Origin of the sequence: Salinibacterium sp. UTAS2018 (assembly GCF_004118935.1) — a bacterium.
Taxonomy (GTDB): Bacteria; Actinomycetota; Actinomycetes; order Actinomycetales; family Microbacteriaceae; genus Rhodoglobus.
In genome coordinates, this window is the sequence record NZ_CP035375.1 from 802,873 (window position 1) to 818,907 (window position 16,035).

Consider the following 16,035-nt stretch of genomic DNA (forward strand, 5'->3'; position numbering starts at 1 on the left):
AAAAGTGTCGGATTATTCCATTGTCTATGAGTTGACGTCTCTCACAGTACACAGCCCCACAGTAGACCGAACGTTCACTACGCGTGCGGGCGGATGCGCGGCCACTTAGTCGGCGGAAGCACCGAGCACTCGCAACAGCGCCGCCGCCTTCAACTTAACCTCGGCCAGCTCCTCTTCGGGCACCGAGAGGGCCGTAATACCTCCGCCGGCTCCGATGGTTGAGCCTCGACCATCCATGACGATCGATCGGATGACCATCGCGAGGTCTACAGCACCGTCGACTCCGAGGTAGCCGAAGACGCCGGAGTAGATGCCGCGCGGGGCACGTTCCAGCGAATCGAGGATGAGCGTCGCCGAGTGTTTGGGTGCCCCTGTCATGGAACCCGCGGGGAACGACGCTTTGATGGCATCCACGGCAGTGACCTCGCCGCGCAATTGACCCCGGATGGTGCTGACCAGTTGGTACACGGTGGCGTAGCTTTCCACCGCAAATAGGTTCGGCACCGTGACGGAGCCGACCTCGCACACCCGCCCGAGGTCGTTGCGCATGAGATCGACAATCATGAGGTTTTCAGCGCGCTCTTTGTCGCTCGCGAGAAGTTCAGCCGCCAATGCTCGATCTTCGGTGACGTCGGCGCTGCGGCCTCTTGTGCCCTTGATCGGCTTCGTCTCGACCAACCCCGCTGGGTCGATCTCCAAAAACTGCTCCGGAGTTGAACTGAGAAGCGAGATCTCACCAACCTGCACGAAGCCGCCGTGATGGCTGGGGTTTGCCTGCCGCAGAGCGAGATACGTAGCGACTGGATCGGCTGGCCGCTCACTATGGTCGACGTGCACGCTCGTCGTGAGGCACAACTGGTAGGCATCGCCCTCAACGATCGCGCGTTGGCAGGCGGCGATCATCTCGAGATAGTCAGAATCGGAGTCCCGCCAGACGGCTGTAGAGGCGCGGGGCCTGGGCGGCACGGAGTGTGCGGGCTGCGAGGGAACAACGGCGGCCGTGGCCGCAGCTTCGACGAGCGCCGCGATGCGGTCGCGCCACTGCGCGAGCTCGCCCGTCCAGCTCTCACCGAGCGCGAGCACGCTGAGCGAGCGAGACCCGTGATCAAAGACAATCATTCGATCTACCCACAGCCACGCGGCATCCGGAGTCGCCGCCGGGGTGGTCACGGCGACGCCGAGAGACTCAGCACGCAGTTCGTACCCGAGCCAGCCGACCCAGCCGAGTCGAAATCCGGGAGGTGCCGCCGAGTGGTCACCATCAATCGGCGCGCACTCTCGATGCATCCAGTCGAACACCGGTTCGTTGAGCTCGGTACTCAACACGGCCTTCGCTGAGATAGCCAGATAACTGCGCCCTGAATCAGCGGCGACACCACTGTCGAGCCACACGGCACCCGCGGCATCTGAGGCGTACTGCGCCATGAGTTCGCTGAACACGGCCGCGGGGTCGACCCAGCGCGGCAGGTCAGAAGTCAAGACGCGAGAGCGCATACCCTAAGCCTATGAGTGCGGACGCAATTTACCGGTGGCAGAACGACAAACTCCTCGAGATCTCCCCCGACGAGGTGCCGACCATACCCATGACCGTCGCCGATTCGTGGCTTGTGAACTCGGGCTCAGTGCTCGCGCTCAATCTGCACCGCCAGCGGTTTCTGGATGCCGTTCCCGCCGACCAGCAAGAAACCGCCGACCAGTTCTTTACAGCTGCAATCGCGGCTCTCCCCCGCGCCGGCTCTTGGTTTCCGCGCGTCGAGCTTCGCGGAGCCGAGTTTTTTCTGCGCTTGCGTGCGAACCCCGAATTGAAGCGCTCCGCTACTGCGGTGAGCTTTCACGGCGACGACCCGCGCACCGTTCCCACGGTGAAAGGCCCCGATATCGACGCGATGAGCGCGCTGCAGGCGGGAGCGCGAGCTCACGGCGCCGACGAGGCGATCCTGCTCACCGATGAGGGCTTCGTCATCGAGGGTGCATATAGCGCTGTGCTGTGGTGGCGCGGCGAGATTCTCTGCGGTCCGCCGGCCGAGCTCGAACGAGTGGATAGCGTTACCGCCCGCAGCGTGCTGACATTAGCCCGCGCGCTTGGGCTCGATACGCATGAAGAAGCGGTCACCCCGGCGGAGCTCGCGGGCACCGAAGTGTGGGTCGTGAATGCGCTGCACGGCATCCGTATTGTCTCGAAGTGGGTTGAGGGCCCCGACCTTGCCGAGAAGCCCGGGCGCCTCGAACAATGGCGCACCCGACTCGGCGCTTTAGCTCGCCCGCTTTAGCCAGTTTCTTTTCGGCTTCACTCGCTAGGCTCGTGGCGTGGATCTTGTTGACCTCGCTCTCAGCTCGGAGCCGATCGCTGCCGGAGGCGGCCTTAGTCAGTGGGTCACCGATGCATTGAGCTACATTCTCGACACTGTTCAGTCCGTCGACCCCGTTCTGCGTACCGTTCTAGCTGGCGTCGTTATCATGCTGGAAACCTCCATTTTGGTGGGGCTTCTCGTACCGGGTGACACGGTCGTCTTGGTCGCCAGCAGCGCTGTGGGGAGCGTCTTCGAGGCCAGCATCCTCGTCGCCGCCGTCATCGTTGGAGCCCTCATTGGCGAAAGTGTCGGTTTCGCTCTCGGTCGATTCTTCGGCCCCAAAATTCGGCATTCCCGGCTGGGTAAACGTATCGGTGAACGGCACTGGGTACAGGCCGAGCGCTATTTGGGCCGCCGCGGAGGCATCGCGGTCTTCATCTCTCGCTTCTTGCCCATTTTGCACTCCCTCATCCCCGTCACCGTGGGCATGAGCACCATGCGTTATCGCACCTTTATGGCCTGGACCGTTCCTGCCACGAGCATTTGGTCGATTGCCTACGTTTCTGTCGGAGCGCTCACGGCTGGAAGCTTCCGGGAGCTGCTCGACCAGCTTCACTACGCGGGCTACATCTTTGTGGGGCTTGTCGCGGTGATCGCAGTCATCACGCTGATCGCCAAGAAGCTACTGCAGCGTTCGCAACAGCGTCACATGGAACACCACGACAGCGAATAGCCCTTAACGACCGAGGGGCGGATGCGTGCGCATCCGCCCCTCGGCGCTGGCCTAGCCAGCAGTGTGTTGTGTGTCAGCCAGCGTTAGCTGAGGCCGTTGTCGCTCAACCATGCGGTGGCGATGTCGTCAGAGGACATCTTGTCAACGGTGCTTTCCACGTTGAGAGCAACAAGGCCCTCCGGGGTGAGCTTGGCGCTGACCGCGTTGATAACGTCGGCGATCGAGTCAGCAATATCGGCGTTTACCAGCGGAACGACGTTCGACGCCAAGAACAGGCCTTCGGGGTCGGTCAACGACACGAGGTTCTCGGTCTGGATGCGCGGGTCAGCGCTGTACACGTTGGCGATGTTGATGGTGCCAGCGACGAGAGCGTCAACGGTGGTGTCACCCGTGGCGGTGAAGCCAACGGTCGCGCCGTAGACGTCCTCGAGCCCTGCGGGACCGTAGGGGCGTTCTTCGAGCTCTGCGTTTCCGCCGAGCTGAAGGTCAGCAACGCCGGCGAGGTCGGCGAGGCTCGTCAACGAGTTGGCTGCAGCGAAGTCAGCAGTCACGTTGTAGGAGTCTTGGTCGGTAGCCGTTGCCTGGTCGAGAACGGTGAGGCCCTCGGGCAGTGCTCCAGCAAGCTCAGCGTAGACATCCTCGGATGCCGTCGCGGTTGTGTCTTCGCTGTAGAACTGGAGAAGGTTTCCCGTGTATTCGGGAATGATGTCTACTTCGCCGCTTTCGAGGGCTGGGAGGTAGGCGTCGCGCTGGCCGATCTGGAACTGACGCTCAACGTCGAAGCCTGCGTTTTCCAATGCCTGCGAGTAGATCTCGGCAATGATTTCGTTCGAGTAGTAAGCCTGCGAGCCGACAACGATGGTCTCGCTATTGGCGTTCTCGTCACTCGATCCGGAGTCCAAAGGATCACCAGTTGCACACCCTGACAGGGCAATTGCAACCCCGACCGCGGCGGCGCCAAGCGCGAGCCGGCCTTTGTTCTTAGCTGTGAACATTTCTATCCTCTTCTTTCTTGGGCAGGTTTTACTGCCACCGCGCGTCGTCGAGTTGACGACGTGCGGACATCTTTAGCACGCCCAGCCGAAACTCCGCGGGGAACCGCGAATTGTTGAATGAGCGCAAATATTCCATCGAGAAGCAAGGCGAGCGCAGCGATAAGAAGCGCACTACCCAGCATCTCGTCGTAGCGCTGCAACGGCAGCCCCCGGAAAATATAGATTCCGAGGCCGCCGAGACCGACATAGGCCGCCAGCGTTGCGGTGGCAACAACCTGCAGTGTCGCAGCGCGCAGGCCTCCAATCAGTAACGGGAGGCCCAGCGGAACTTCGACTTTCCACAGGATTTGCCACTCCGTCATGCCGACGGCGCGTGCGGAATCTATAACCCGACGGTCTACTGCCTCTATTCCCGCATACGCGCCCGCCAGAATCGACGGGATGGCAAGCAAGACAAACGCGGTGATAGCTGCCAGCTGCAGCTGTACCTGGGTCACGCCGATCAACAGCACGAGGAGCAGGATCAAACCGAACGACGGCAGAGCCCGGGCAGCGCCGGACAGCCCCACCGCAAAATCGCGTCCTTTGCCGGTGTGCCCAATGTAGAACCCCAGCGGCACAGCGATGAGCGCTGCGACTATCACCGACAAAAACGTGTAAAAAAGGTGCTCTTCTAGACGCAACGCAATCGGGTTGCTGCCCACGAGGCGATCGGCGGAGAAGAGCCACTGCACCGCTTCGGCGAGGAGATTCATGCGGTCGCTCCTTCCAACGCGGGAGCCGGAGTCTTTTTCTTAGCGACGGTCGCCCACGGCATCAACATACGGCCGAGGAGGACGAGCGCACGGTCGATCAGGAGCGCCACGATGACAGTCATGACGACGCCCGCAAAGATCTCTTCCAAAATGCGACGCTGAAATCCGTTGGTGAACAGGTAGCCGAGGCTTTCCACGCCGATAAGAATTCCGACGGTCACAAGACTCACCGTCGATACGGCGGCGACGCGGAGACCCGCGAGCACTACCGGGCCGGCAAGCGGAAAGTCGACGGTCCAGAAACGGCGCCAACCGCCGAATCCCACCGCGGTAGCCGATTGACGGATAGCGGGATCAACGGAAGCCAGAGCATCCGCCACCGAACGAGCCATGATGGCCACGGCATAGAGCGTCAGCGCGATCGTGATGTTCAGTTCGCTGAGGAAGCTGATTCCCAACAGCGGCGGCAGGATCACGAACAGCGCAAGCGACGGGATTGTGTACAGCAGACCGGCAAGGGTTAACAGAATTCCGCGAGTGAGCTTGAAGCGGTATGCCAGCCAACCGAGCGGTATGGAGATGAGGAAACCCAGAACGATCGGCAGGATACTCAGTCGAACGTGTTCGAGAGTGAGGCCCCAGATCAAATCAAGATTATTGATGATCCAGGTCACGCCTGCTCCGACCCTCCGACAAGAACGCCGGCGCCACGGCCTTCACTATCCACGAGAATGGTTCCGTTCGCGGTCTTCTTGAGGGTGAGCGCCCGCTTGCCGCGATCTGTGCCGATGAAGTTGGCCACAAAGTCGCTGGCCGGCGCCGCCATGATTTCATTCGGGCTGCCGACCTGAGCGATCTTGGCACCCTTCTCAAGAATGACGACCTGGTCACCGAGCAGGAATGCTTCATCAATGTCGTGGGTGACGAAAACGATCGTCTTGTCGAGCTCGTGCTGCAAACGGATGGTCTCCTGCTGCAGCTCCGCACGCACAATGGGATCGACCGCGCCGAATGGTTCATCCATCAAGAGGATGTTGGGGTTGGCCGCCAATCCCCGTGCCACGCCGACGCGTTGCTGTTGCCCGCCCGAGAGTTGGCTCGGATAGCGATCCGCTAATTCGCGGCTCAAGCCCACGGTGTCGAGCAGCTCGAGAGCTTGCTGACGCGCCTGTTTCTTAGGTACGCCATTGAGCATGGGAACTGTCGTGACGTTGTCGATCACCTTGAAGTGCGGAAGAAGCCCGGAGTTCTGCATGACGTAGCCAATGCTGCGCCGCAGAGCGACCGGCTCTTTGCCCATGATGCTGTCGCCATCGATCTCGATGTCGCCATCAGTCGGGTCGACCATCCGGTTGATCATCCTGAGCAGCGTGGTTTTACCGCTGCCCGATGACCCGACGAAGACCGTAATCTTTCGTGACGGAATCACGAGATTAAAGTCTTCGACGGCCACGGTCCCATCCGGGAAACGCTTGGTTACTGCACGAAATTCAATCATAATTTCGGCTCATTCCTCGCGCCTCTACGCGGATCGACACTTGCCAGCACTAATAGCTAAACAGTATTCGACGCCGCTGTCATTCCCGATTGGGTATAACTCAGGCAAATTCGCAGAGAGCGAACTTCACTACCAGCCGATGTTCTCCGCGATGAAGCCACGCACGTACGAAGTGCTCACTGCGATGAACTCGTCGTCGCCCTGCGGGTTGCTCAAGAAGGCGCGAGCGACAAGTGCATCGCTCATCTCAAGACCTGCCTCGAGGGTGAAGCGTGACGCTGCAGAATTCTCCACGCCAAAGCGTGCAGCGAGGGCCTCAACGATTCGCTCGGCGACCAACGACTTGTGCGTGCGGCCGTTGGGCAGCGGGCGCAAATCGAGCTGGTCTCCGACACGAAGTCCGCGGAAGCCGGGCTCGGTGCGGTACGTGTCGATGACCGAAGAAAACGCGACAGCTAATGCCGAGCGCCAGTCTGCATGCGCCGGGTCATTGATTGCCTCGGTGATACGAGCCATTACGCGCTCGAAGTTGCGTGATCCCAAAGCCTGCAGCAAAACGATGCGGTCGGGGAAGTAGCGATATACGGTGCCGATCGACGCTCCCGCGCGCTCGGCGACCATAGCGGTGGTGAGTCGCTCAATGCCGACCTCGTCGACGATGGATGCTGCTGCATCAAGTAGTGCGGTTAGACGAGCTGTGCTGCGTGCTTGCACGGGCTCGTTGCGAAGCGAGACTGCTGGTTCAGTCGCGATTTCAATGGTTGTTGTTTGTGCGGACACAATGGCCCCCTTCTCGATGTCTGACCAATCCTAACCTTTAGAACGCTTGTTCTACGCTGGGTAGAAGCTCACTTTTTCTGGATGTAACCCGTAAAGTTGCTATATGTGCGGTCGATTTGCGATGGACGACACGGTGAATCAGATGATCACCGAGTTTGTGACGGCTACCGGCCGCCCGCCAGAGGAGTGGCAAGCAGACTGGCTCGCGACGCCAGTGGTTCGCCCCACTGATCCCGTCCCCATCCTTCTCACCACGTTGGCCGACCGCGACGATCCGAGCTCAGAGCTGGTGCCACGCGCAGCTTTGGCACAGTGGTGGCTCACTCCCCCGTTCTCGCCCGTCTTGCGCGGCAAGTACCCCACGTTCAACGCACGCAGTGAAACCGTTACTGAGAAGCCAACGTTTCGATCCGCGATCGTCAATCAGCGCGCCGTGCTGCCTGCCATTGGATACTTCGAGACTCAGAAATCTGGGCCCACTCCCGTGCCGTACTACATCACCCCGCCGAGCGGGCTCTTGTTCTTTGCCGGCCTCTACTCGTGGTGGAAAGATCCCGCCGCTGACGCCGACGATCCAGCGCGATGGCACCTCACCACCACGATGCTGACCCAGCAGGCTACCGGCGCGCTTGCTGACATCCATGACCGGATGCCGGTCATTCTTGATCGCGATTCGATCGATACCTGGATCGATCCCCGCACACGCGGCGACCGCTTGCTCGTCGAGGCTACGGTGGCCGCCTCGGCAACATTAAGTGAACAGTTGCACGCCGAACCGCAGCGCTAAGCGGGAGGCCGGAGACCCCGTGAATACGCGCGGGGCCCGCGGGAGCCTAGGCTGGAGTAATGGCTCGAACCGGCAAGTCCACCTCCCCCGGCCAAGCAGCGGGTGAGATTCTTCATCGAGCCGCCCGCATCGAGGATGCGTTTCACCGGTGGCGTGAACGTCGCGGTCGTAAGCGTGGGCTGACCACCACGATCATCCCGTACAGCAGCTACGCCGCCGAGGGATGGGCTCGCATACTCTGCCGCGTAGTGCTCACTCGAGGAACAGAAGCCTCAAAAAAGCGCGCAGAAAGCGTGCGCGGCTGGCGCAGCTTCTTCAGCATTCCCGTCAACTCTGAAATCGTCACAGTGACGATCGGAAATACTGAGGTCCAATTAACGCCCGGGCGCGGCGGAGTGATCGATGAACAGATCAATGTGGAGATGACTCCCGGTTGGCAAACCGCCACTCTGGACTCCGCGGGTGCCGATGCCACAACCGCCTACATCTTTGTCGTCGACCCCACCGCAGACTTCGGTGTCATCTCCGATGTCGATGACACGGTCATGGTGACAGCGCTTCCCCGCCCGCTTCTTGCCGCCTGGAACACTTTCGTGCTCGATGAGCACGCACGTCGCCCGGTGGCTGGCATGGCGGTGCTGTACGACCGCCTCACGCGGGCTAACCCCAACGCTCCCGTGGTCTATCTTTCGACCGGCGCCTGGAACGTTGCACCAACGCTCACTCGGTTCCTCCGTCGCAATCTGTATCCGCGCGGCGCCATGCTGCTCACCGACTGGGGCCCGACGCACGATCGCTGGTTCCGCAGCGGCGCCGAGCACAAACGGGCCAATCTCAGACGCCTTGCCGCCGAATTCCCGCACGTGAAGTGGCTACTCATCGGCGATGACGGGCAACACGACGAAGAGATCTACGGCGAGTTCGTCGCGAGCCATCCCGAGAACGTCGCCGCGGTCGCCATTCGACAACTCTCAAACGGAGAAGCGGTGCTCGCCGGTGGCCGCAGCAAGATTGCCGAACGCGAGAGCGAGTCATCCGTTCCTTGGCGGTATGCCCCCGACGGTGCCCGTCTAGCGATCGAATTGCGCGAGCTGGGCCTCATCAACGAATAAGCCGTTCAGGTCGGCACTCACCTACGGGTAGATAGCGCCTCAGCTGGTCTGGTCAGGGCCGGGTGCAAAAAATGGTTTGTTAAATTTGACGCACGAAAGCGGCGAAGTGCAGGAAGTCCACGCGCGACGCTGCAATGATTGGCCAATGGCGTTACCTATCGAAGACTATGCCCTCATCGGCGATTGTCAGACTGCTGCCCTTATCGGAAAAGACGGGAGCATCGACTGGCTCTGCTTCCCGCGTTTCGACTCCGCCTCGATGTTCGGAGCGCTGCTCGGTAACGAAGACCATGGCCGCTGGCTTGTGGCGCCGCGAGCGAGTGTGGATGCCCCGAGCACGGTCACAGTCACGCGCAAGTACCAGCCCAACACTTTCATCCTCGTCACCAACTGGGTGACCGAAACTGGCGAAGTCGAAGTTACCGACTTCATGCCCCACGGCAACCGTCGGGCCGATGTTATTCGTCGAGTCCGCGGCATCAGTGGCACGGTAGAGATGTACGCCGAAATGCTGATCCGGTTTGGCTATGCGACGGCTTTGCCGTGGCTGCATCAGGCGCCCGAATCCGGTGGCCACGCCATTATCGGCGTCGCCGGCCCCGATGCGATCGTCGCTCGCGGCGTTGAGATGCATGCCTCCGAGCACACTCACCGCGGCGAGTTTTCTGTCAGCGCGGGCGAAGTGCGCGACTTGACTATGACGTGGTATCCCGCGCACCGCAATCCCCCGGCCGAGGTCGACGTGGATGCTGTGCTCGAGACCACGCGCCAGTGGTGGCTTAACTGGTCGGCACACTGCGAACCAACCGAGCAGTATCGTGAAATTGTTAAGCGCTCGCTCCTCGTACTTCGCGTGCTCACTCATGAAGACACTGGCGGAATTGTTGCCGCCGCAACGACAAGCCTGCCCGAATGGTTTGGCGGCACCCGCAACTGGGATTACCGCTATGTATGGTTGCGCGACGCAGCACTAACCCTCCACGTTCTGATTGACCACGGCTATGTTGCCGAGGCCGAAGCATGGCGCCGCTGGCTTTTGCGCGCTATTGCCGGAGACCCGGCTGATGTTCAAATCATGTACGGCCTTTCGGGCGAGCGTTGGCTCGAAGAGCGTGAACTCACCTCGTTGCCCGGCTACGAAGGGGCATCGCCCGTTCGTGTGGGCAACGGTGCCTTCGACCAGTTTCAGGGCGATGTATTCGGCGAGGTCATGATCGCGCTTCAGGCAGCACGTCGTTCCGGCGTTCACGAAAACGACTTCTCGTGGCCGCTTCAGCGCGCTCTGATGTCTCACGTCGAAGCCAACTGGAATCGTCCCGACAACGGCATCTGGGAGATCCGGGGGCCCGAGCGCCACTTCACGCACTCCCGCGTGATGCTGTGGGCTGCAATGGACTGCGCAATCACGGCCGTAGAAGAGTTCGGTCTCGACGGTCCCGTCGACACCTGGATCAGCATCCGTGAAGAGATCCGTCAAGAGATCGAACGTGACGGCTGGGATGCCGAACGCGGAACCTACACGCAGTATTACGGCGGCACCGGCGTCGACGCGTCACTGCTGCAGCTGCCTCAGGTCGGCTATCTCAAGGCCGACGATCCTCGGATGCTCGGCACCGTCGCCGCAATCGAAGATGAGCTGCTGCACGACGGCCTCGTGCTGCGCTATCGCACCGAAAGCGGCGTGGATGGCTTGCCCGATGGCGAGAACCCATTCTTGACGTGCTCGTTCTGGTTGGTAGAGCAATACGCCTCCTCGGGGCGCGTTGACGACGCAACGGTTCTCATGGATCGCCTCGTGGGCTTTGCCAACGATGTCGGACTCCTCAGCGAGGAATACGACACCGCCAATGATCGCCAGGCCGGCAATACCCCTCAAGCGCTCAGCCATCTGGCCCTCGTGCGCGCGGCCGACGCAATCTCGGAAGCAAAGACTCCCCAGTGAAATTCGTAACGACGCTGGTGATTGCGCGTCGTTCACCGTTGCTTCAGGTGCTCAAAACATCGGTCGCAGCGGTCATTGCGTGGCTCGTCGCCGGCTTCGTAGTGCAGCAACCGCTGCCAATTTTCGCCGCGATCGCAGCCCTGCTTGTTGTGCAACCAAGCGTTACGCAGTCAATCGAGAAAGGCCTCGAGCGCAGCATCGGTGTCGTCGCGGGTGTGGTGATAGCGCTCGGCGCCGGGCAAATTTTCGGCACCGCAACGTGGGTCATCTTGATGGTGATCGTTCTGGCAGTTCTGGTGGCGTGGCTGCTGAAGCTCAGCGCGGGATCCGCCAACCAGATCCCCATCAGCGCGATGCTCGTGATTGCGCTCGGTGGACAGAATGCCGAATACGCCGTTGATCGAATCATCGAGACGATCATCGGAGCCATGATCGGCCTTATCGTGAATCTTGCGATCGTTGCCCCGGTCATCGTGAGCCCCGCGCACACCGCAGTGTCGTTGCTGACCAAACACACGGCTGCTGCCCTTGAGTCACTCGCTTCCGCACTGCGTGTGCCCAAAACGGATGCCGAGCTCAAAGTACTGCTCGCCGACTCGCGCCATCTCAAAGAACTCCGCGATGCCGCCGCCGCCGCCCTGCGCAAGGGCACAGACAGCCTGACGCTCAACCCGCGGCGTAGCAAACACCATCGCCAACTGCACCGCGACCGCGAACTTTTCGCGATGCTCACGGTGCTCGTCACCCGCACGCTCGGCATGGCACGGGCCATCCATGATCGCTACGACGACGACCTTGCGGCCGACCCCGTCGCGCTGTCTATCGCGGGCGAACTCGAGCGCGCCGCGCATGATCTGCGGCTGCGTGGCCGTTCCCCAAGCGAGCGAGAAGCCGCACCACCGACGCGCGAACTCTTGACCCTGACCGCGCCCTTGACGGTGCTGACGCCGCATCCGCAGCACTGGATCTTGATCGGTTCGCTGCTGGAAGATGTGCGCCGAGTTCACGAAGAAATCGTGGGCGACGGTGGAAAACCGTAGTTAGTTGGCCAGCGCCGAGCATTCCGCGAGGCAGCGAACAAATCGACCGGTCTGCCCTGAAAGCTCACGTCGCAGTTCGAGCAGCCGCAACGCAGCATCGTCGATAACAGCTTCATCGAGCTCACCGTCGGCTACAGCGCGAGCGACCGCGGCGACGATTCCTTCGGTATCAACGGCACCAACGTAGAGCAGCATCGTGTTGCCGGCTTCGATCGCCCGCACCGCGTTGGCAACCTGGTCGGAGTATTCAGCGACGCCTGACCGCTCAAGCATGCCCATGTCATCCGTGATGGCAATGCCATCGAACCCCAAATCATCACGCAAGATCTCGTGCCAACGGGTCGAGAAGGTGGCAGGCTCGGCATCAACCGCCGTGAAAGCTAAGTGCCCGAACATCACCAGTGGCGCCCCCGCGGCAATGCCATTGTCGAAGGGAACCGCGTGAGTTCTTTCCCACTCGTCGAACGCCAACGATGTTGTCGGGATGCTCGAGTGCGAATCCCCGGGCGCTGCTCCGTGACCCGGAAAATGCTTGAGAGTGGAGAGCACCATCGACTCGCCCAGCACCGCTTCAGCAACGCGAGCCCCGGCATCCGCTCCGGTTGCCCCAAAGGATCTCTCGTAGATGAAGCTGGACGTGTCGCTCGCGATATCGGCAACAATCCCGAAGTTCACCGAGACCCCAACAGACTGCAAGAGGGCACCGCGCTCCGCGAATGCGTCGAAGGTTGCCTCAGGAGCTTCAGACCGCAGCTCGGATGCCGAAGCCGCGTCATCCGTGGGCACGCGGCGAACGATGCCGCCCTCTTGATCGGTTGCGACGAGCACGGGCAAGTCGGCTTCTGAGCTCAGCGCCGCGGTGTCAGCCTTGAGTTCACCCAGGCTGTTCGGGATGTTATCCCCCATCAGAATGTACCCGCCGACCTCGAGGAGGTCGCCATCGATCCGATCGCTGGGAGACTCGCCCGGGACGTGCACCATCAGAAGGCTTAACACCTTCTGGCGCAGCGACATCGTCGAAAGACGATCTCTCGCGTACTGTGCAACCGGATCGACCTGCACTGCTGCGACGCGTGGGGCGAACGTGGGGCTGGGCACAATGCCAGAAGGCGATGCTGCTGTGCAACCACCAAGCACCGCTGGCAGAGCGAGCATCACGACGAGCTGATGAATTCGTTGCAGCGTCGTCATGCAGCGATGGTACCCGGGATCAGCGCAGCAGGCTTAGGACAGCCACGTGAGGGTGGCGAAGTCTTCCGCGGTCAAGCCGTACTGATCCGTCGCATGGGCGACAGTTGAGCGCACAGCCGGGTTTCCCCGGTCTTTACGCGTGAGGATGTCGATACCCGCAGGAGTTAAGCGTGAACGGGAGAACCGCAGCACGATCGTATTGAAAGCCTCGTCTGCGCCCACAACCTGCCAGCGGCTCGTCAGAATTCGCTTCCAGCCGAGACCTCGCCACACGAACTCATCGCCCTGAAGCTGGTCGATACCGAGAATGGTGTGCGTCTCCCCATCCCGCGTCGTAAAGCTAACGGTGTCGTCGAGAGTGAGCCCCTCGCCCGCTACCAGCTCGTAAGTGAACTCCGGGTTTTGCCGAGTTCCATCGATCCACATCGGAAAATTGGTCGCCACGACACTCCACGTGCCTGGCAGCTTGGCGGCTAGCGCCGAAGCATCAAAAACTTCACTCACGAGTTCAACATAGAACACGACGGCTGAGAGTCCGCATCGCGACGCGAGCCTCGGGCTACTCTTGGCCCATGATGCGTGCGCTTGCCCGGTCGTCTCACCCCGGCCCCACCGCTGCGGTGACGACCATTGTGCTCGCTTTGGCTTGGGGCTATGGCCTCGAAGGCTGGAGAATCGCCGTCGTGACCGTGATGATTCTCTCCAACCAGCTGTCGGTCGGTCTCTCTAACGATTGGCTTGACGCTGAACGCGACCGTTCCTCGGGTCGCACCGATAAGCCCGTAGTAGCCGGTGAAGTGTCGACCGGACAGGTGGCGAGTGTCGCGATCGGATTGGCCGCGACATCCGTCGTTCTATCAGTACTGCTCGGCCCCTTGGCCGCCGTTGCCCACGCAATTTTTCTCGCCAGCGGCTGGCTTTATAACGTGGGCCTCAAGTCGACGGTGTTTTCCGTGGCGCCGTACATCGCGGGTTTCGGGGCACTACCCGCCATCGTCACGCTCGCAGGCCCGACGCCCCAGCTCGCTGCACCATGGGCAATCACTGCCGGAGCGCTCTTGGGCATTGCCGCCCATTTCACCAATGTGCTGCCCGATTTAGAAGACGACTCAAGCACTGGAGTTCGGGGGCTACCGCACGTTCTGGGAGCGCGGCTTTCTGCCGCCGTGATTGCCGCGGGACTCATCGGTGCCGGGGTTGCCGTGGTCTTCGGTCCGGGCGTTCCTCCGAATGCGCTCGCACTGATCGGCTTCGGCGCCACGGTCGCGATCGCGGCAGTGTGCGTTGTGCTGATCGCTCGCGGAACGCTTCAGCGCCTGCTCTTTCGCTTAACAATCGCCGCCGCCGCCATCACGGCAGCGCTGCTCGTGCTCTCTGCACCACAACTGAGCTGACGCTGCCTGAGCTGACGCTGCCTGGGCCGACCGCGGCCACGGTGACACGTGCCAGCACACCGTTCGCAAGGCCGCGGCTCTCTAGGCCAGCGGCGGCGCCACCTCGCTTGGATCATCATCGAGAGCAGCAGAATTGCGGATGCCCAAGAACGAGGTGAGAGCTCCGGCGAACAACAACGCCGCCGTCACGATCACGACGCGGTGAAAGTTCGCGGGCGACAGCGAGCCGACCGCGATCACGCCGATGAGCGCCACCGTCACGAGGCCGGCAATGCGCGACACCGCATTGTTGACCGCTGAGCCGATCCCCGCTTGCTCGGCCGAAATCGCGCCCAAGATCGCCGAAGTGAGCGGAGCGACCGTCATCGACATCCCCACCGAGAACAGGAGCACTCCGGGCAGAACTTGAGTGACGTAGTTAACTGACTCCCCCATGCTCAAGAACGTGACGTAACCGACGCCAGCTAAGAATGGGCCGAGCGTCATAAACAAGCGCGGCCCGTAGGTACCGCTCAATCGCCCGAAGAATGAAGAGAGCAGAATGATGGCGAGGGATGAGGGCAGGAACGCGAATCCGGCGAAGGTCGCCGAATAGCCGGCCACTTCTTGCAAGTAGACGACCATGATGAAGCCGCCAAGGGCCAGCGCTCCGTAGATGAAGAACGTCGCGATGTTTCCGAGGCTGAAGTTGCGGTGACGAAACAGTTCAAGGGGCAGCATTGGTTGGGCCGCGCGACGTTGCCACACGATGAAGGCAATGAAACTCAGGATGCCGACCACGAGCGGTATGACCACGGCTGGGCTGTTCCAACCCAAATTTCCTTGCTCGATGAGAGCGAATACCGGACCGCCGAGCCCGACGATGCCGAGCGCTGCCCCCAGAAAGTCGATGCGCGTGTTCGCTTTACGCTCATCGCGATGCCCGAGCTTCACGAGCAGCCAGAGCGTGATCGCGATCGGGATGACATTGATGGCGAAAACGAGTCGCCAGCTGAGCAGGTCGACGAACGCTCCACCGAGTACGGGGCCCACGATGAAGGCGGCACTCGTCCACGCTGTCCACTGCCCGATGGCATGAGCCTGCGCGGTTCCCCGAAAGGTCGACATGATCAGCGCGAGCGAACTCGGCACGAGAAGCGCACCGGCGATGCCCTGAACGCCGCGCAAGAGGATGAGCATTTCGGCGCTCGGCGCGATGGCGATAAATACCGAGGCGAGACCAAAGCCGATGAGGCCGATTCGCAGGATTACCAGACGGCCAAAAACATCGGAGAGCGACCCCGCCAACAGAATGAGCGATCCCAGCGTGATGAGATATGCGTCGACAACCCACTGCTGGGTACTCAGCCCACCACCGAGCTCTGAGCTAATGGCGGGCAGCGCAACGTTGATCACTGACCCGTCGAGAAACGCAACGAACGACGCGAGAATCGCGATCGTCAGCACAAATCGTTGATCGCGGGTCATAGTGCTATTCAACACCCGTGCGCGGCGCGTTATGCCCGTTCGCCGCAGCG

Annotated in this window: 16 protein-coding genes; 7 read left to right on the forward strand and 9 right to left on the reverse strand. The window is 61.4% G+C overall.

Annotated features, from left to right (window positions below; genetic code table 11):
- Positions 1-105 precede the first annotated feature (105 nt).
- A complete protein-coding gene (locus ESZ53_RS03800) occupies positions 106-1,494 on the reverse strand; it encodes an anthranilate synthase component I family protein (protein WP_129071616.1) in 1,389 nt (462 codons plus the stop codon).
- Positions 1,495-1,505: 11 nt separating this feature from the next.
- Between ESZ53_RS03800 and ESZ53_RS03805 the strand changes: the two genes are divergently transcribed.
- Positions 1,506-2,270 (forward strand): aminotransferase class IV, encoded by a 765-nt coding sequence (locus ESZ53_RS03805; protein ID WP_129071617.1) that lies wholly within the window; start codon positions 1,506-1,508, stop codon positions 2,268-2,270.
- A gap of 73 nt (positions 2,271-2,343) precedes the next feature.
- Positions 2,344-3,024: a DedA family protein gene (locus ESZ53_RS03810; protein ID WP_246837420.1), complete on the forward strand. Its 681-nt coding sequence runs from the start codon at positions 2,344-2,346 to the stop codon at positions 3,022-3,024.
- 83 nt (positions 3,025-3,107) lie between these two features.
- Here ESZ53_RS03810 and ESZ53_RS03815 read toward each other — a convergent pair whose 3' ends face one another.
- From ESZ53_RS03815 to ESZ53_RS03835, 5 genes are all read right to left on the reverse strand, one after another.
- Positions 3,108-4,019: an ABC transporter substrate-binding protein gene (locus ESZ53_RS03815; RefSeq protein ID WP_129071619.1), complete on the reverse strand. Its 912-nt coding sequence runs from the start codon at positions 4,017-4,019 to the stop codon at positions 3,108-3,110.
- A gap of 2 nt (positions 4,020-4,021) precedes the next feature.
- A complete protein-coding gene (locus tag ESZ53_RS03820) occupies positions 4,022-4,774 on the reverse strand; it encodes an ABC transporter permease (protein WP_129071620.1) in 753 nt (250 codons plus the stop codon).
- On the reverse strand, positions 4,771-5,448 hold the full coding sequence (locus ESZ53_RS03825) for an ABC transporter permease (RefSeq protein WP_129071621.1): 678 nt from the start codon (positions 5,446-5,448) through the stop codon (positions 4,771-4,773). The genes ESZ53_RS03820 and ESZ53_RS03825 overlap by 4 nt, the downstream gene beginning before the upstream one ends.
- Positions 5,445-6,272 (reverse strand): ABC transporter ATP-binding protein, encoded by an 828-nt coding sequence (locus ESZ53_RS03830; protein WP_129071622.1) that lies wholly within the window; start codon positions 6,270-6,272, stop codon positions 5,445-5,447. Before ESZ53_RS03830 ends, ESZ53_RS03825 begins: the two co-directional genes overlap by 4 nt.
- A gap of 129 nt (positions 6,273-6,401) precedes the next feature.
- A complete protein-coding gene (locus ESZ53_RS03835; protein ID WP_129071623.1) occupies positions 6,402-7,052 on the reverse strand; it encodes a TetR/AcrR family transcriptional regulator in 651 nt (216 codons plus the stop codon).
- Between the two features lie 103 nt (positions 7,053-7,155).
- Here ESZ53_RS03835 and ESZ53_RS03840 point away from each other — a divergent pair, with 103 nt between their 5' ends.
- The 4 genes from ESZ53_RS03840 (at position 7,156) to ESZ53_RS03855 (ending at position 11,933) form a co-directional block, all read left to right on the forward strand.
- Positions 7,156-7,839: an SOS response-associated peptidase gene (locus ESZ53_RS03840; protein WP_129071624.1), complete on the forward strand. Its 684-nt coding sequence runs from the start codon at positions 7,156-7,158 to the stop codon at positions 7,837-7,839.
- 59 nt (positions 7,840-7,898) lie between these two features.
- Positions 7,899-8,951 carry an App1 family protein gene (locus tag ESZ53_RS03845; RefSeq protein WP_129071625.1) on the forward strand — a complete coding sequence of 351 codons (1,053 nt, stop codon included), beginning with the start codon at positions 7,899-7,901 and terminating at the stop codon, positions 8,949-8,951.
- A 145-nt stretch (positions 8,952-9,096) separates the two neighbouring features.
- The gene (locus ESZ53_RS03850) at positions 9,097-10,893 is read left to right on the forward strand and encodes a glycoside hydrolase family 15 protein (protein WP_129071626.1); all 1,797 of its coding nucleotides are present in this window, start codon (positions 9,097-9,099) and stop codon (positions 10,891-10,893) included.
- Positions 10,890-11,933 (forward strand): aromatic acid exporter family protein, encoded by a 1,044-nt coding sequence (locus ESZ53_RS03855; protein ID WP_129071627.1) that lies wholly within the window; start codon positions 10,890-10,892, stop codon positions 11,931-11,933. The genes ESZ53_RS03850 and ESZ53_RS03855 overlap by 4 nt, the downstream gene beginning before the upstream one ends.
- Here the strand turns inward: ESZ53_RS03855 and ESZ53_RS03860 are convergent, their stop codons facing one another.
- Both ESZ53_RS03860 and ESZ53_RS03865 read right to left on the reverse strand, forming a co-directional pair.
- Positions 11,934-13,124 (reverse strand): glycoside hydrolase family 3 N-terminal domain-containing protein, encoded by a 1,191-nt coding sequence (locus ESZ53_RS03860; protein ID WP_129071628.1) that lies wholly within the window; start codon positions 13,122-13,124, stop codon positions 11,934-11,936.
- Between the two features lie 33 nt (positions 13,125-13,157).
- Positions 13,158-13,628: a hypothetical protein gene (locus tag ESZ53_RS03865; RefSeq protein ID WP_246837374.1), complete on the reverse strand. Its 471-nt coding sequence runs from the start codon at positions 13,626-13,628 to the stop codon at positions 13,158-13,160.
- A 68-nt stretch (positions 13,629-13,696) separates the two neighbouring features.
- On the opposite strand from ESZ53_RS03865, the gene ESZ53_RS03870 reads away from it, so the two are divergent.
- Positions 13,697-14,518 (forward strand): UbiA family prenyltransferase, encoded by an 822-nt coding sequence (locus ESZ53_RS03870; RefSeq protein ID WP_129071630.1) that lies wholly within the window; start codon positions 13,697-13,699, stop codon positions 14,516-14,518.
- A gap of 81 nt (positions 14,519-14,599) precedes the next feature.
- Here ESZ53_RS03870 and ESZ53_RS03875 read toward each other — a convergent pair whose 3' ends face one another.
- The gene (locus ESZ53_RS03875; protein WP_129071631.1) at positions 14,600-15,985 is read right to left on the reverse strand and encodes a DHA2 family efflux MFS transporter permease subunit; all 1,386 of its coding nucleotides are present in this window, start codon (positions 15,983-15,985) and stop codon (positions 14,600-14,602) included.
- Between the last annotated feature and the right edge of the window lie 50 nt (positions 15,986-16,035).

Excerpts from the sequence above, each read along its gene's own strand:
- ESZ53_RS03875 (WP_129071631.1), bottom strand. The coding sequence starts at position 15,985 with ATGACCCGCGATCAACGATTTGTGCTGACGATCGCGATTCTCGCGTCG.
- ESZ53_RS03805 (WP_129071617.1), top strand. The coding sequence starts at position 1,506 with ATGAGTGCGGACGCAATTTACCGGTGGCAGAACGACAAACTCCTCGAG.
- ESZ53_RS03850 (WP_129071626.1), top strand. The coding sequence starts at position 9,097 with ATGGCGTTACCTATCGAAGACTATGCCCTCATCGGCGATTGTCAGACT.
- ESZ53_RS03845 (WP_129071625.1), top strand. The coding sequence starts at position 7,899 with ATGGCTCGAACCGGCAAGTCCACCTCCCCCGGCCAAGCAGCGGGTGAG.
- ESZ53_RS03800 (WP_129071616.1), bottom strand. The coding sequence starts at position 1,494 with ATGCGCTCTCGCGTCTTGACTTCTGACCTGCCGCGCTGGGTCGACCCC.
- ESZ53_RS03820 (WP_129071620.1), bottom strand. The coding sequence starts at position 4,774 with ATGAATCTCCTCGCCGAAGCGGTGCAGTGGCTCTTCTCCGCCGATCGC.
- ESZ53_RS03860 (WP_129071628.1), bottom strand. The coding sequence starts at position 13,124 with ATGACGACGCTGCAACGAATTCATCAGCTCGTCGTGATGCTCGCTCTG.
- ESZ53_RS03840 (WP_129071624.1), top strand. The coding sequence starts at position 7,156 with ATGTGCGGTCGATTTGCGATGGACGACACGGTGAATCAGATGATCACC.
- ESZ53_RS03830 (WP_129071622.1), bottom strand. The coding sequence starts at position 6,272 with ATGATTGAATTTCGTGCAGTAACCAAGCGTTTCCCGGATGGGACCGTG.
- ESZ53_RS03815 (WP_129071619.1), bottom strand. The coding sequence starts at position 4,019 with ATGTTCACAGCTAAGAACAAAGGCCGGCTCGCGCTTGGCGCCGCCGCG.
- ESZ53_RS03870 (WP_129071630.1), top strand. The coding sequence starts at position 13,697 with ATGATGCGTGCGCTTGCCCGGTCGTCTCACCCCGGCCCCACCGCTGCG.